This window comes from Limnohabitans sp. DM1, assembly GCF_001269385.1.
Lineage (GTDB): Bacteria > Pseudomonadota > Gammaproteobacteria > Burkholderiales > Burkholderiaceae_C > Limnohabitans_A.
The window spans coordinates 118941-132553 of sequence record NZ_CXOO01000010.1 but is presented as its reverse complement, the minus strand read 5'-3'; the positions used below and the strand labels follow the sequence as shown (position 1 = coordinate 132553).

Annotated in this window: 12 protein-coding genes; 6 read left to right on the top strand and 6 right to left on the bottom strand. The window is 61.9% G+C overall.

Annotation, left to right across the window (positions count from 1 at the left end; translation table 11 throughout):
- Positions 1 to 20: 20 nt before the first annotated feature.
- Entirely contained in the window at positions 21 to 1622 is a 1602-nt protein-coding gene (locus AMM33_RS01865) for a capsule assembly Wzi family protein (RefSeq protein ID WP_090138247.1), read from the top strand.
- A gap of 133 nt (positions 1623 to 1755) precedes the next feature.
- On the opposite strand, the gene AMM33_RS01860 is transcribed toward AMM33_RS01865, so the two are convergent.
- Positions 1756 to 2655 (bottom strand): DMT family transporter, encoded by a 900-nt coding sequence (locus AMM33_RS01860; RefSeq protein WP_090138245.1) that lies wholly within the window; start codon positions 2653 to 2655, stop codon positions 1756 to 1758.
- Positions 2656 to 2776: 121 nt separating this feature from the next.
- Between AMM33_RS01860 and AMM33_RS01855 the strand changes: the two genes are divergently transcribed.
- Positions 2777 to 3760, top strand: a complete 984-nt coding sequence (locus AMM33_RS01855) for a quinone oxidoreductase family protein (protein WP_090138243.1) — start codon at positions 2777 to 2779, stop codon at positions 3758 to 3760.
- Between the two features lie 158 nt (positions 3761 to 3918).
- Here the strand turns inward: AMM33_RS01855 and AMM33_RS01850 are convergent, their stop codons facing one another.
- The 4 genes from AMM33_RS01850 to AMM33_RS01835 form a co-directional block, all read right to left on the bottom strand.
- Complete coding sequence (locus AMM33_RS01850) at positions 3919 to 5073, bottom strand: aminotransferase class V-fold PLP-dependent enzyme (protein ID WP_090138241.1); 1155 nt, start codon at positions 5071 to 5073, stop codon at positions 3919 to 3921.
- Between the two features lie 173 nt (positions 5074 to 5246).
- On the bottom strand, positions 5247 to 5762 hold the full coding sequence (gene lspA, locus AMM33_RS01845; protein ID WP_090138239.1) for a signal peptidase II: 516 nt from the start codon (positions 5760 to 5762) through the stop codon (positions 5247 to 5249).
- A 31-nt stretch (positions 5763 to 5793) separates the two neighbouring features.
- Complete coding sequence (gene ileS / locus AMM33_RS01840) at positions 5794 to 8685, bottom strand: isoleucine--tRNA ligase (RefSeq protein WP_090138237.1); 2892 nt, start codon at positions 8683 to 8685, stop codon at positions 5794 to 5796.
- A 132-nt stretch (positions 8686 to 8817) separates the two neighbouring features.
- Positions 8818 to 9855, bottom strand: a complete 1038-nt coding sequence (locus tag AMM33_RS01835; RefSeq protein ID WP_090138725.1) for a bifunctional riboflavin kinase/FAD synthetase — start codon at positions 9853 to 9855, stop codon at positions 8818 to 8820.
- Positions 9856 to 10040: 185 nt separating this feature from the next.
- Here AMM33_RS01835 and AMM33_RS01830 point away from each other — a divergent pair, with 185 nt between their 5' ends.
- The 4 genes from AMM33_RS01830 (at position 10041) to AMM33_RS01815 (ending at position 12305) form a co-directional block, all read left to right on the top strand.
- Positions 10041 to 10598: an HNH endonuclease gene (locus AMM33_RS01830; RefSeq protein ID WP_090138724.1), complete on the top strand. Its 558-nt coding sequence runs from the start codon at positions 10041 to 10043 to the stop codon at positions 10596 to 10598.
- Between the two features lie 134 nt (positions 10599 to 10732).
- On the top strand, positions 10733 to 11692 hold the full coding sequence (locus AMM33_RS01825; RefSeq protein WP_228767894.1) for a DNA ligase: 960 nt from the start codon (positions 10733 to 10735) through the stop codon (positions 11690 to 11692).
- Between the two features lie 63 nt (positions 11693 to 11755).
- Positions 11756 to 12046, top strand: a complete 291-nt coding sequence (locus AMM33_RS01820; protein ID WP_228767893.1) for a BrnT family toxin — start codon at positions 11756 to 11758, stop codon at positions 12044 to 12046.
- Positions 12012 to 12305 (top strand): BrnA antitoxin family protein, encoded by a 294-nt coding sequence (locus tag AMM33_RS01815; protein WP_090138235.1) that lies wholly within the window; start codon positions 12012 to 12014, stop codon positions 12303 to 12305. The genes AMM33_RS01820 and AMM33_RS01815 overlap by 35 nt, the downstream gene beginning before the upstream one ends.
- A 191-nt stretch (positions 12306 to 12496) precedes the next feature.
- Here the strand turns inward: AMM33_RS01815 and AMM33_RS01810 are convergent, their stop codons facing one another.
- Entirely contained in the window at positions 12497 to 13612 is a 1116-nt protein-coding gene (locus AMM33_RS01810; RefSeq protein ID WP_090138233.1) for an acyl-CoA dehydrogenase family protein, read from the bottom strand.
- Position 13613 lies beyond the last annotated feature (1 nt).

Here is a 13613-nt window from a genome sequence, read left to right as displayed (position 1 = left end):
AGTCATGGATTCAGGTATCAATGAAAAACGCACTTGTTGCCTTGTTTTGGGCCTTGCTGCTTGCCATGGCTCAGGCGCAGACGCAGCCTCAGAGGCCCATGGACATGGCGGCCAGCGTGCCTTACACGCCGTCTTGGACTGCAAGGCACCATTTGCAGTGGCTGGTTGATCATGCGGGTTTGCAGATCACCACCAGTCATTGGCCTTTGCCTGCAGCGGCGGTCGAGTTGTCTTTGGCGCAAATGGTGTTCAAGGGTGAAGGCCCAAAGGGTTCGTCGTGGGGGGATGGGGCATTGACGGATATCCAGGCCGCTGAATTGGCGCGGGCGTTTGTGTTGAAGGAGTTGCAGGCTTTGCGTTCAAGTGGGCGCATGCAGTTGCATGTGCGTTCTGAGTCTGAGGCCTTGAATGGGTATGGTGAAAACTACACGCCCGGTACCAGTGCGCAAATATCGACAGCCGAAGGTCGTCAGGCATGGGGTGATTTGTCCGTGGCCGGGCGATTGGGTGCACGTCTTGAGGCCAGCCCCAATTCATTGCAAACGCAGTTCAGAGGCATGGGAACAGAGGGGCGGTACGCCTTCAAACCTGAGGGTAGCGCCGCAGTGTTGGGTTTTGCAGGCTGGAACGTGCAGGCTTTTTCTCATCGGTTTTGGTGGGGGCCGGGTTGGCAAAGCAGTATGGTCAACGGGCACAACAACCCTGCATGGTCGGGCGTTGGTGTTCAGCGTGGCAGTGTGCTTCCCTCTGTGAGCCCGTGGTTGAGCTGGATGGGGCCTTGGAACTTGGATGTGTTTGTGGCCAAGGCTCAAGATCCCTTGGTGGTCGCAAACCAGCCGACTGGATTTTTGTTTTCAGGCATGCGTTTGACATTGAAGCCGCAGCCGTGGCTTGAAGTGGGGTTGAGCAGAGGTTTGCAAACTGGGGGTAAGGGGCGTCAGGGTGGGCTGAGTAACTTTGTGAAAGCCATGCTTGGTCAGCAGGTCAATGCCTCTGCCCAAGATTCTTTCGTTGACAGCAGCGGCCAGATTGCAGGCTTTGACGTCCGTTTGTCGTGTCCTCCATCCTGGGGCTTGTGGCTGGGCTCTTGCGCTGCTTACACGCAGTGGATGGGCGAGGATGCGGCCGGAAAAATTCCCTTGCCCTATAAGTTCATGACGCTTTGGGGCGTGGAGAGCACTGTGGGTCAGGGTCGGCATCGCGTGTTTGCCGAATGGGCCAATGCGAATGCGTACAGCTTGCCGTGGGACAAAAAACAAGCTTTTCCAGGGTATGTCAATGGGGTTTACGGCCAGGGCTATACGCAGGGTGCGCGCTGGGTGGGGCCTGCACAGGGCGCGGGCTCGAGGGTCGTGACGCTGGGCTGGATGGATGCCGACAGTCAACGGCAACTGAAAGTGCACAAAGGACGGATCAACACCAGTTTGGGGGCCTATGACCCCAGGGTGAATGCACCGCGTGGGGATGTGTGGGGTATCGGTGCCAGTCAAGTGTTGACCTGGAAGGGGATGACTTGGACGCCCGAGCTGGCCTACACCGAACTGTCTGAAGGCCTGGATCAGCGGGCCAGCAAACTCAAAAATTGGCGTGTGGGCTTGCAGATGTCCGTGCCGTTTTATTGATCCGGCCCTGTGAAGTCTGCAGGGTGACTTCAACCTTGCACCTTGTGGGAGCTAGCCCTGCTGGCGATTAGACGCGGGCAACACACGGCTCAGACTTCACAGGGCCGAATCAAGAGGCAGAACCAGGCTGGCATCACCGCCGCGATGACACCCAGATGCCCGCAATGATCAGCGCAAAGGCCAGTGCGTGGTAGGCGTGTGGAAGTTCGCCGAGAAAGGCTGCAGACAGGATGGCGGCAAACAGGGGGGTGAGGTTGGCAAAAAAACCGGCCATGGCCGGGCCGGCTTGCTGCACGCCTAGGCCCCAACAGCGGTAGGCCAGCACCGCTGGCCCCACAGCCACAAAGGCCAGTGTGGCGATCAAGGGCCAGCCCCAGGTGATGTGGGCATCGGTCAGGCCCCATTCGAGCCCGGCAAACAGGCTGGACCAGCCCAACCCAAACACCACTTGCGCGAGCAAGAAGGCCGCCCAGTCTTGGCGAATGGCTTCGGGCTCGTCTTTGCGGCTGAGCAGCCAGCTGTAGGCTGACCAACAGGCCGTGGCCAGCAGGATGAAAAAGTCCCCCACGACGAGGCGCACATTCAGCAGCTGCGCGGGGTCACCCCGTGACAACACAATGGTGACGCCCACAATGGAGAAGACGGCCCCCAGCGCTTGTGCTCGGCGCACCGGTGTCTGAAAAAACAGCGCCCCGATGGCCAGCGTCCAGACCGGGCCGCTGGCGGCCACCAGTGTCACGTTGAGCGGGGTGGAGGTTTGCAGTGCCAGGTATTGCAGCGCGTTGTAGCAGCCCACGCCCAGCAAGCTGAGCAGGCCAAAGCGCCGCCAATGCGACCACAGCCCGCTGCCAGAGCGCAGCACCCAGCTGGCCAGCGGCACCAAAATCACAAAGGCCAGTGCCCAGCGCAAAAAGTTCAGGGTTATGGGCGGCACCAGGGGGCTGACCATGCGGCCCACCACGGCATTGCCCGCCCACAAAAGCGGCGGAATGGTCAGCAACAGCGCGGTGACCGGAGAGAGTTTTTGAGACATGCGGCGACTGTATCGGTATTCGGGTTTTCCCCCTGTCGCGCAGCTGTCCTTGGGGGTCTGTCAAGGCCTGCAATTCGTGGCAAAGTCACGCATCGTTTGTTTACCCCTACAGGAGAACTCCATGAGCCTTGCAGTCCAGATCGACCAGAACGGCGGTCCCGAAGTCATGAAACTGGTCGATGTCACGGTGGGCGAGCCCGGCCCTGGCGAGATCCGCATCCGCCACAAAGCCATCGGCCTGAACTTCATTGACGTGTACCAGCGCGGTGGTTTGTACCCGCTGCCCATGCCTTTGAAATTGGGCATGGAAGGCTCGGGCGTGGTGGAAGCCGTGGGCGAAGGCGTGACGCACCTGAAGGTGGGCGACCGCGCAGCGTATGCCAGCCAGCCGCCCGGCAGCTACTGCGAAGTGCGCGTGATGCCCGCCAAGTGCGTGTGCAAGCTGCCCGATGCGATCTCGTTCGAGACCGGTGCGGCCATGATGCTCAAGGGCCTGACAGCGCAATATTTGCTCAAGCGCACGCTCCCACAGGGCGGCTTGAAAGCCGGTGACTTTGTGCTGTTCCATGCAGCCGCTGGCGGTGTGGGCTTGATCGCTTGCCAGTGGGCCAAGGCTTTGGGCCTGCGCCTGATCGGCACGGCGGGCAGCGATGCCAAGTGCGCACTGGCTTTGGACAATGGCGCCGAGTTTTGCATCAATTACTCCACCGAAGACTTCCAGGCCAAGGTCAAGGAAATCACCGGCGGCAAAGGTGTGAAAGTGGTGTACGACTCGGTGGGCAAAGACACTTGGGACAAGTCGCTGGACTGCCTGGCTCCGTTTGGTTTGATGGCCAGCTTTGGCAATGCCTCAGGGCCTGTGGCCCCGTTTGCGCCGGGCATCCTCGGCCCCAAGGGCTCGATCTATGTGACGCGCCAGACCTTGTTCAGCCACATCACCACTCGCGAAAACACCCAAGAGATGGCCGATGATTTGTTCGAGGCTGTGACCAGCGGCAAAGTGAAAATCCACATTGACCAGACCTTCCCACTGGCGCAAATTCAGGACGCCCACATCGCCCTGGAAGCCCGCAAAACCACGGGCTGCACGATCATCACCTTGTAACAGCCAGTTGATTGGGCTGATTTCGTAGGAGCCCACCCCTGTGGGCGATGGTTTTCAAGGGCGTGTCCCACGCCCATCGCCCACAGGGTGGGCTCCTACAAATACCTTCTTGATCCTGAACCCTCGCCTATGGGCGGACTCCTGATTTAAAAAACTTCTCAGGCCGCCAGTTTCTCGGCTTCTGCCGGTGCCACCGCATCCAAGGCGGTGCGCAGTTGCTGCAAAGTGCGTTGCACGTTGTGCCATTTTTCCAGGCCAAACAGGCCCATTCGGAAGGTGCGGAAATCGGCGGGTTCGTCGCATTGCAGCGGCACGCCGGCGGCGGTTTGCAGGCCTTCGGCCAGGAATTTCTTGCTGCTTTGGATGTCGGGGTCGGTGGTGTAGCTGACCACCACGCCAGGGGCTTCAAAACCCGGCGCGGCCACGCTGGGAAAGCCGCGCTCGGCCAGCAACTGGCGCACGGCTCGGCCCAGTGCCATTTGCTCCTCACGCACCTTGTCAAACCCATAAGCATCGGTTTCAACCATCGCATCACGCAGGCGCAGCAGGGCGTCGGTGGGCAAGGTGGTGTGGTACATGTGGCCACCGCCTTCATAGGTTTCCATGACCTGCAGCCACTTTTTCAGGTCCATCGCAAAGGTCGTGCTGGTGGTGCCGTCAATCGCCTGGCGGGCGCGTTCGCTCAGCATGACCATGGCGCAGCAAGGCGAGCTGCTCCAGCCTTTTTGTGGCGCGCTGATCAACACATCCACGCCCGTGGCCTTCATGTCGACCCACATGGCACCCGAGGCGATGCAGTCCAGCACCAGCAAACCGCCCACCGCGTGCACCGCGTCGGCCACGGCTTTCAGGTAGTTGTCGGGCAGCATCATGCCGGCGGCCGTCTCCACATGTGGGGCGAACACCAAAGCGGGTTTTTCGGCGGCAATGGCGGCAGTCACCTCGGCAATCGGGGCGGGTGTCCAGGCGGCTTGCGAGCCGTCGGCGATGCGTCGGGCCTTGAGCACGCTGTGGCTCTTGGGGATCTGGCCCATGTCAAAAATTTGGGTCCAGCGGAAGCTGAACCAGCCGTTGCGTATCACCATGACGTGCTGGTTGGTGGCAAATTGGCGTGCCACCGACTCCATGCCAAAGGTGCCGCTGCCCGGCACCAAGGCGACCGAGTGGGCCCCGTACACGGTTTTGAGCATGCGCGAGATGTCGGTCATTACGCCGCCAAAGCGCTTGGACATGTGGTTCAAGGCGCGGTCGGTGTACACCACCGAAAATTCGAGCAGACCATCGGGGTCAATGTGGGGCAGCAATCCGGGCATGGGGATCTCCGTGGTGAAAAAATCAGGTTGTCCAGCTTACATGAGATCTGGCCATTGTGGGTGTTGGCCATTGGGCGGTGCGAATGGCCTCATCAGTCGCTTCGCGCCAGGAAATCGGCCATCCGCACCGTCCAATGGCCAACTCGGTGGGCTTCAAGTGATTGCGATGTAACTTAACGCCCGCGCCGCACCCGCAAGATTTCGTCCAGGATCAACAGCGCAGCGCCCACGCTGATACCGGCATCGGCCACGTTGAAGGCCGGGAAGTGCCAGGTGCCCCAGTAGAAGTCCAGAAAGTCGACCACATAGCCGTGCAGCAGGCGGTCAATGACGTTGCCAATCGCCCCGCCCAAAATGAGCGAGATGGCCAGGCCAAAGAGTTTTTGGCCGGGGTGGGCCCGCAGCATCCAGACCATGAAGAGGGCCGCCGCCACGCCGATGCCCGTGAAAAACCAGCGCTGCCAGCCACCCGCACCTGCCAGAAACGAGAACGCTGCGCCGTGGTTGTGCACCCGCACCAGGTTGAAAAACGAGGTGATGGGCGTGCTGTCTCCGAGCTGGAAAGCGCCCAGCACCAGCACCTTGGTGAACTGGTCGAGCAGCAGCACCAAGAGGGCGATGCCCAGCCAGAGCGCCATGCCCGGGCTTTTGCTGGCGTAGCTTTTGCCGATTTTTTTGCTGCTGGCCATGGGTTTGCCTCGTGTGGTTGGTGCGTGAAGGTCAGGCCACGCTGCGGGTTTCGCCAGCGCCGTAGAGGTTGCTCACGCAGCGCCCGCAAATCGTGGGGTGATCCGCGTCGTGGCCCACGTCGTCGGCGTAGTGCCAGCAGCGCTCGCACTTGGTGGCCTGGCTGGCAGTGACCTGCACCGCCAATGCTTCGCCTGCCTGCAAAGTCACTTTGGAGGTGATGAACACGAACTTGATGTCCGTGCCCAAGCTGGCCAGCAAGGCATGGTCTGCGGCTGGCGCAGTGAGGGTGATCTCGGCTTGCAGCGACGCGCCCACCTGGCCTGCGGTGCGCAGGTTTTCGATGTCCTTGTTCACCAGGTCGCGGATTTCGCGGATGCGGGCCCACTTGGCGAGCAGAGCGATATGTTGAGGTGCATCGGCCGCGCCGAAGTCGCTGAAGGTTTCCAGGAAGATGGACTCCGATGTACCGAAAGTCTTCCAGGCTTCTTCGGCCGTGAACGACAGGAAAGGTGCCATCCAGCGCAGCATGCCGTGGGTGATGCGGTAGAGCGCCGTTTGTGCGCTGCGGCGGGCCAGGCTCTTGGGTGCTGTGGTGTACAGGCGGTCTTTCAGGACGTCCAGATAGAACGCGCCCAGGTCTTCCGAGCAGTAGATTTGCAGCTTGGAGACCACGGGGTGGAATTCGTAAGCGTCAAAGTGGGCACGGATGTCGGCTTGCAACTCGGCGGCGCGGGCCAGGGCAAAGCGGTCGATTTCCAGCAGCTGGTCGTCGGGCACCGTGTCAGTGGCCGGGTCGAAGTCGCTCACGTTGGCCAGCAAGAAGCGCAAGGTGTTGCGGATGCGGCGGTAGGCGTCGACCACGCGGGCGAGGATTTTGTCGTCGATGTTCAGGTCGCCCGAGTAGTCGGTGCTGGCCACCCACAGGCGCACGATTTCCGCGCCCATCTTGGAGTTGATGGTTTGTGGCTCGACGGTATTGCCCAAGCTCTTGCTCATCTTGCGGCCTTGGCCGTCGGTGGCAAAGCCGTGGGTCAACAGGCCTCGGTAAGGGGCGCGGTCGTACAAGGCGCAGCCCAGCAGCAGCGAGCTGTGGAACCAGCCGCGGTGTTGGTCGTGGCCTTCGAGGTACAGGTCCGCTTCAGGGCCTTCGGCATGGAAGGGCGCAACGCCATACGCGTCTTTGTGGCTGGTGCGCAGCACATGCTGGAAGGTGGAGCCGGAGTCAAACCAGACTTCCAGAATGTCGGTGCTCTTGGTGTAGCTGGGGGCGTCGGCTGCGCCCAGAATCTCTTCCACCGTCACGCGGCTCCAGGCTTCGATGCCGCCTTTTTCGACGATGTCAGCGGCTTGATCGAGGATTTCCATGGTGCGCGGGTGCAACTCGCCACTGTCCTTGTGCAAGAAGAAGGGCACGGGCACGCCCCATGAGCGCTGGCGCGAGATGCACCAGTCCGGGCGGTTGGCGATCATGTCGCGCAGGCGGGATTTGCCGTTTTCGGGGTAGAACTGGGTTTGTTCGATCGCGTCCAGTGCCAGCTGGCGCAGGGTCTTGGGCGCTTTGTCCTTCGTGAACACGCCCTCGCCTTCGTCCATGCGCACAAACCACTGGGCGGCCGCGCGGTAGATGACGGGCGTCTTGTGACGCCAGCAGTGCGGGTAGCTGTGGGTGATTTCCACGGTGGCCATCAGGCGGTCGCTCTGGCCCAGCACCTCGATCACGCGGGCGCAGGCTTTCCAGATGTGTTGGCCGCCAAAGAAGGGGAGCTCTTGCGCATACACACCGTTGCCTTGCACCGGGTTGAGGATGTCGTCGTAGGCCAGGCCGTTGGCCACGCAGGAGTTGAAGTCGTCCACACCATAGGCGGGCGACGAGTGCACGATGCCCGTGCCGTCGGTGGCGGTCACGTACTCGGCCAGGTACAGAGGGGACTTGCGGCGGTAGCTGTAGGGACCGCCTTCTTCGGCGGTCACGGTGTCGTGCAGCGGGTGGCGGAAGACGAGGCCACGCAGTTTTTCGCCCACGGCGGTGGCGACCACGGTGCCTTGCAGTTTGTAGCGTTCCAAACACTTCTCGACCAGGCTGGCGGCCAGCATCAGCACGCCGCGGGGCGTGTCCACCAGGGCGTATTCCAGCTCGGGGTGGGCGTTCAGGGCCTGGTTGGCAGGGATGGTCCAGGCGGTGGTTGTCCAGATGACGGCAAAGGCCTTCTTGCTGTTTTCACCGGGCAGCTTGGTCAAGCCAAAGGCAGCAGCCAGAGCGGCGTTGTTGTCGGCTTCAAAAGCCACGTCCAGCGTGTCACTCTTTTTGTCGGCGTATTCGATCTCGAACTCGGCCAAGGACGAGCCGCAGTCAAAGCACCAGTACACGGGTTTCAGGCCACGGTAGACAAAGCCGCGTTCGATCACGCGTTTGAAGGCGCGTATTTCACCGGCTTCGTTGGCCGGGTCCATGGTGCGGTAAGGGCGTTCCCAGTCGCCCAGCACGCCCAGGCGCTTGAAGTCTTCGCGCTGCTGGCCAATTTGCTCGGTGGCAAAGGCGCGGCTCTTGGCTTGCATGTCGTCGCGACTCAGGTTGCGGCCGTGCAGTTTCTCTATCGCGTTTTCGATCGGCAGGCCGTGGCAGTCCCAGCCGGGGATGTATTGCGCGTCAAAGCCAGCGAGTTGCTTGGACTTGACGATCATGTCTTTGAGCACTTTGTTGAGCGCGTGGCCGATGTGCAGTTTGCCGTTGGCGTAAGGCGGGCCGTCGTGCAGCACAAACAGCGGGGCGCCTTGCCGGGCGGCACGCAGTTTTTTGTACAAACCGCCATCGTTCCACTCGCTCACCCAGCCCGGCTCGCGCTTGGGCAAATCGCCGCGCATCGGGAAGGGGGTGTCCATCATGTTGATGCGGGTGTCGGGGTTCTGGGTTTTGTCGGTCATGGTGCGTCGGGTCGAGAGGGCTTCGACAAGCTCAGCCCGAGCGGCTGAGCCATTCGGAGAGATCAAGAGGGGGTGGGCCGTGGAGGTCGTTTGCCCTGAGCCTGTCGAAGGCGGCAAACGAGGGCCGGAGCGTCAAATTCGGTCGCGGGTGGTCTGGCGGCTGGTTTCACCATGGCGCGAAGCAAACCAGGCTTGTGCATCGTCGCAGTCTTTGGCGATGCCCCGTGTCAGGGCGTCCAGACCGTCGTATTTCAGTTCGTCGTGTAATTTATGCAGCAAGTCCACGCGGATGATTTTACCGTAGCCCCCCTCGGCCCCCAGCTGGGCGGGCCAGTCGAAGGCATGGGTCTCCAGCAGCACACGCCCGCCGTTCACGTCATTAGGGTCGAGTGAGGGGCGGATGCCTAAGTTGGCCACGCCCTTCAGGGCTTGATCGGTCAGGCCATGCACCTGAACCACAAAGATGCCACTGGCGGCGGGCTTCCAATGCGAAAAGCGCAAATTCAGCGTGCGAAAGCCGTCGCCCGCGCCTTCTGCGGTGGCGGCCAACTCGCGCCCGAGCTTGCGCCCATGCACCACATGGCCGCTGATGCTGTAAGGGCGGCCCAGCAGGGCCTGCACCGCTGGCAGGTCGCCTTTGGCCAGCGCATCGCGCACGGCCGAGCTGGACACGCGCAGGCCGCGCACCTCGTAGCTGTTCATGCGGGCCACGTCAAAGCCCAAGTTTTGCCCGGCCGCGTCGAGCATGGCGTAGTCGCCAGCGCGTTTCGCGCCAAAGCGGAAATCGTCGCCCACCAGCACATAGCGCACGCCCAGGCCCTGCACCAGTACCTGCTGGATGAAGTCTTCGGGCGACTGGCTGGCCAGGCGGGCGTCAAAGGGCACCACCACCACTTGGTCGACGCCGCAGCGCTCGAGTTCTTGCAGTTTGTCGCGCAGCGTGGCGATGCGGGCCGGGGCCAGATCGGGCTTGTTCAGGGCCTTGGCAAAGTAGTCGCGCGGGTGGGGCTCGAAGGTCATGACGCAGCTGGGCACGCCCCGGTGCGCGGCTTCGCTGCGCAAGAGGGCCAGCATGGCTTGGTGACCGCGGTGCACGCCGTCGAAGTTGCCAATGGTCAGGGCGCAAGCGGGGGCCAAGTCGGGGTGGTGGAAGCCTCGGAAAACCTTCATGTGCTGGAGCCGTTGTGGTGTGCTGGACTTGGGGCTTTTGGCCCTTGTCATGGTTTTGAGAAATTCAAAGGGTATATTGTGACTGAGCCCGCTCCGTTTAGACCCCGGCACCACGCCTGATCTGACCGGATCGAGACAGTCCCGTTTCCATGTCCGTGCTGTGCATCTGTGCCAAGGAGTCGTTTGTGAAGGTCTTGAAACTCTCAGCCCAAGGGCTGCCCCAGTCGTGGATTTCGCTGGAGCAAGCCGTCACCCATTACGCCGCCGACGAGGTGCGCTGGGAAGTGGGAGGGCAAGTGGCCGTGTTTCATGGAGGCCACAACGCCATCACGGGCGAGCAATCCATCATCACCGTCAACAGCATCATTGGCACCCAGGGTGTGCCCCGCATCAACCCGTTTGACATGCGCCCGGGCTTGACCAACTCCAAACTTTTTGTGCGCGACCGCAATGTGTGCGCCTATTGCGGCGGGGATTTTGATGAGGCAGACCTGACTCGCGAACACATCGTGCCCCTGTGCCAAAACGGCCCCGACCACTGGATGAACGTGGTCACGGCCTGCCGCTCGTGCAACCACCGCAAAAGCAGCCGCACCCCCGAGCAAGCCAAGATGCCTCTGCTGTACGCGCCCTATGTGCCCAGCCTGTGGGAAGACTTCATCTTGCGCAACCGCCGCATCCTGAGCGACCAGATGGAGTTTTTGATGGCGCATGTGCCCAAGAGTTCGCGTTTGATGGCCTGAGCGAGACGGCCAGGCGACGCGGCTTGCGCGGATGCGCAAAGCGTCGCATCATCACTTCCTGAAAACAAAAGACCCCGCGCCAGATTGCTTTTTTTAGGCAACTCTGGGTCTAGGGGTGCTCAGGGAGACCGACCATGCCCCATCCATCTTTGGCCTTTTTGCCGGACCTCGACCCGGCCCCACTCAAGGGCCGCGCTTCGCGCCAGCCTCAGGCACCCACTTCGGACCTGGGTCGACGCGCCAGCTTGTCTGCGCTGCTCTTGTCGCCTTGGCTGATGCCTAGCGTTTGGGCCCAGGCCTTGGGTCCGGTTCCGTCAGGGGCCGCGAGTGGCGTTCAGCTGGCCATGCCTTGGCCTCCGGGGCGTTCGCCACAAGAGTTTTCAGTCAGTGAAAAATTCGATGGCATTCGGGCCGTCTGGGATGGGCAGGTCTTGCGTTTTCGCAGCGGCCGGGTGATTGCGGCCCCGGCTTGGTTTTTGTCGGCGCTGCCACGGGTCGCGCTCGACGGCGAGTTGTGGATGGGGCGGGGGGCGTTTGACCGGCTCTCTGGCGTGGTGCGCCAGACCGAGCCTGACGACGAGGCTTGGCGGGCGGTGAAGTACCTGGTGTTTGACGCGCCGGGCCATGCTGCCCCGTTTGTCCAACGGGTGGCTTTTTTGCAATCCACACTGGCGCAAGCGCAGCAGCCTTGGTTGATGCCCGTGGCGCAGCGAGAGGTGAGCGACGCCCGCGCTTTGCAGGCCTTGTTGCAGGACACAGTGCGGCAAGGCGGCGAGGGGCTGATGCTGCACCGGGCCGATGCCCTCTGGCAGCCCGGCCGCACCGACGCGCTGTTCAAGCTCAAACCCGAGCTGGACGAGGAGGGACTCGTAGTGGGCCACCAGCAGGGCAAGGGACGTTTCCTAGGCATGACCGGGGCTTTGCTGGTGCACATGCCTTCAGGTCAGCGCTTTGCCTTGGGGTCTGGATTGAGCGATGCCCAGCGCCGCAACCCGCCGCCCGTGGGGGCCTGGGTGACTTACCGCTACCGCGAGCGAACGCCCTCGGGCTTGCCGCGTTTTGCGTCTTTTTTACGGGTGCGCGAGGCGGAGTGAGCCATCAAGGATATTCAGAACATCTAAAAACTTGCAATCTTTATTTAATGTGCATACAATAAAATGGTGAAGATTGGATTTGATCCAGCCAAAAACGCCACCAATAGAGCGAGCCGAGGTTTGCCGTTTGAGCTTGTCGAGCAGCTTGACTGGGCCCATGCGCTGATGGAGGAAGACACCCGCAAAGCCTATGGAGAGCGGCGATTTCAGGTGCTGGGGTTCATCGGGGGGCGGTTGCACGCCGTTGTTTTCACGCCGCGCGAAGGCAAGGTGCATGTCATCAGTCTGCGCAAGGCCAATTCGAGAGAGGTCAAGAGATATGCCAAAACGCCCAAACCCAGAGCTGATAGATGACGACAACCCGGAATGGACGGATGCAGACTTTGCCCGCGCCCGCCCTGCATCAGAGGTGTTGCCCGAGCTGTTCGGAACCCAGGCCGCACAGACGATGCTCAAGCCACGCGGGCGACCACGCTCTGAGGTCGTCAAAGAACGCATCACCATCCGCTTTGATGCAGATGTGTTGGAAGCTTTCCGGTCCACCGGCAAGGGTTGGCAGACCCGAATGAATGACGCCATGCGTGACTGGGTGCGAGCCCACTCCCCGGTGTAGTTCGCAGACAAACCCACTGGAAGTTCTGAGCAATGACAAAGGGCCCCTTGTGGGGCCCTTTGTCATTGGTATGTCAGATCGATGGCGAGTGATTGTTTGGCCACCAGGCGGGACGGCGGCGCTGGTCGGGCGATGTGGCAAAGCGAAGCGCCTCTGAGCTCGGCCAGCGCCGCCGTCCCGCTCTACCCGATTCAGGCAAACACGCCCGCCGTCTCCTGCATCCGGGCTGACACTTCGCCCAGCTGGTGCAGGGTGTCGCCAAAGCTCATGTCCAGTTGCGTCAATTTCTTGAAGTAGTGGCTCACGATGTACTCGTCCGTGACGGCAATGCCGCCGTGCAGCTGCACCGCTTGCTGGCCGATGAAGCGCATGGACACGCCCAGCTGGTACTTGGCACGGGCCAAGGCGCGGCGGCGCTCGTCAGCAGGCGCATGCAGTTTCAGGCTGGCGTAGTAGCTCATCGAGCGGCCCAACTCCAGCTGCATCTTCATGTCGGCCACGCGGTGACGCAGGGCCTGGAAGCTGGCGATGTTCACACCGAACTGCTTGCGCGTGTTCATGTAGTCCACGGTGATGGCCAAAGTCTTGTCCATCACGCCGACGGCTTCGGCGCAGGTGCAGGCGATGCCAATGTCCACCGCCTCTTCCAAAGCGGCCGGGCCGTTCAAGGTGATCAGTTGCGCGGGGGCTTGGTTCATCACCACTTCGGCGGCGCGTGAGCCGTCTTGTGTGCCGTAGGCCTGAGTGCTCACGCCGCTGGCGCTGCGCTCGACCAAAAACAAAGCGATTTGACCGTTGACGGCGGCGGGCACCACAAAAGCGTCGGCTTGGTCACCCACGGCGACCACGCTTTTGGTGCCGCTCACGGCCCATGCGCCGCCAGACTCGCTGGCCTGGGCGGTGCAGCGGTTCAGCTGATAACGGGCACCGCGCTCTTGCTGCGCCAGCACGACGATCGCTTCGCCTGCCGCCATGCGCGGCAACCAAGTGGCTTGCAGGGCTGCGGGGGCGTGGGTTTGCAGCGTGGCGCTGCAAATCAGCGTTTGGGTCAGGGGTTCGAGCACGATGCCGCGCCCGAGTTCTTCCATGGTGACCATGGCTTCTGTCGGGCCCATGCCCATGCCGCCGTGATCTTCGCTCACGTACAGGCCCGTCAGGCCCAGTTCGGCCATTTCGCCGTAAGCGGCACGGTCAAAACCGCCGGCTGCGACGATGGCGCGGCGGCGGTCAAAGTCATAGCCCTTGTCCACCCATTTGCGCACCGCGTCGCGCAGTTGTTGCTGGTCGTCAGAAAAATCGAAATCCATG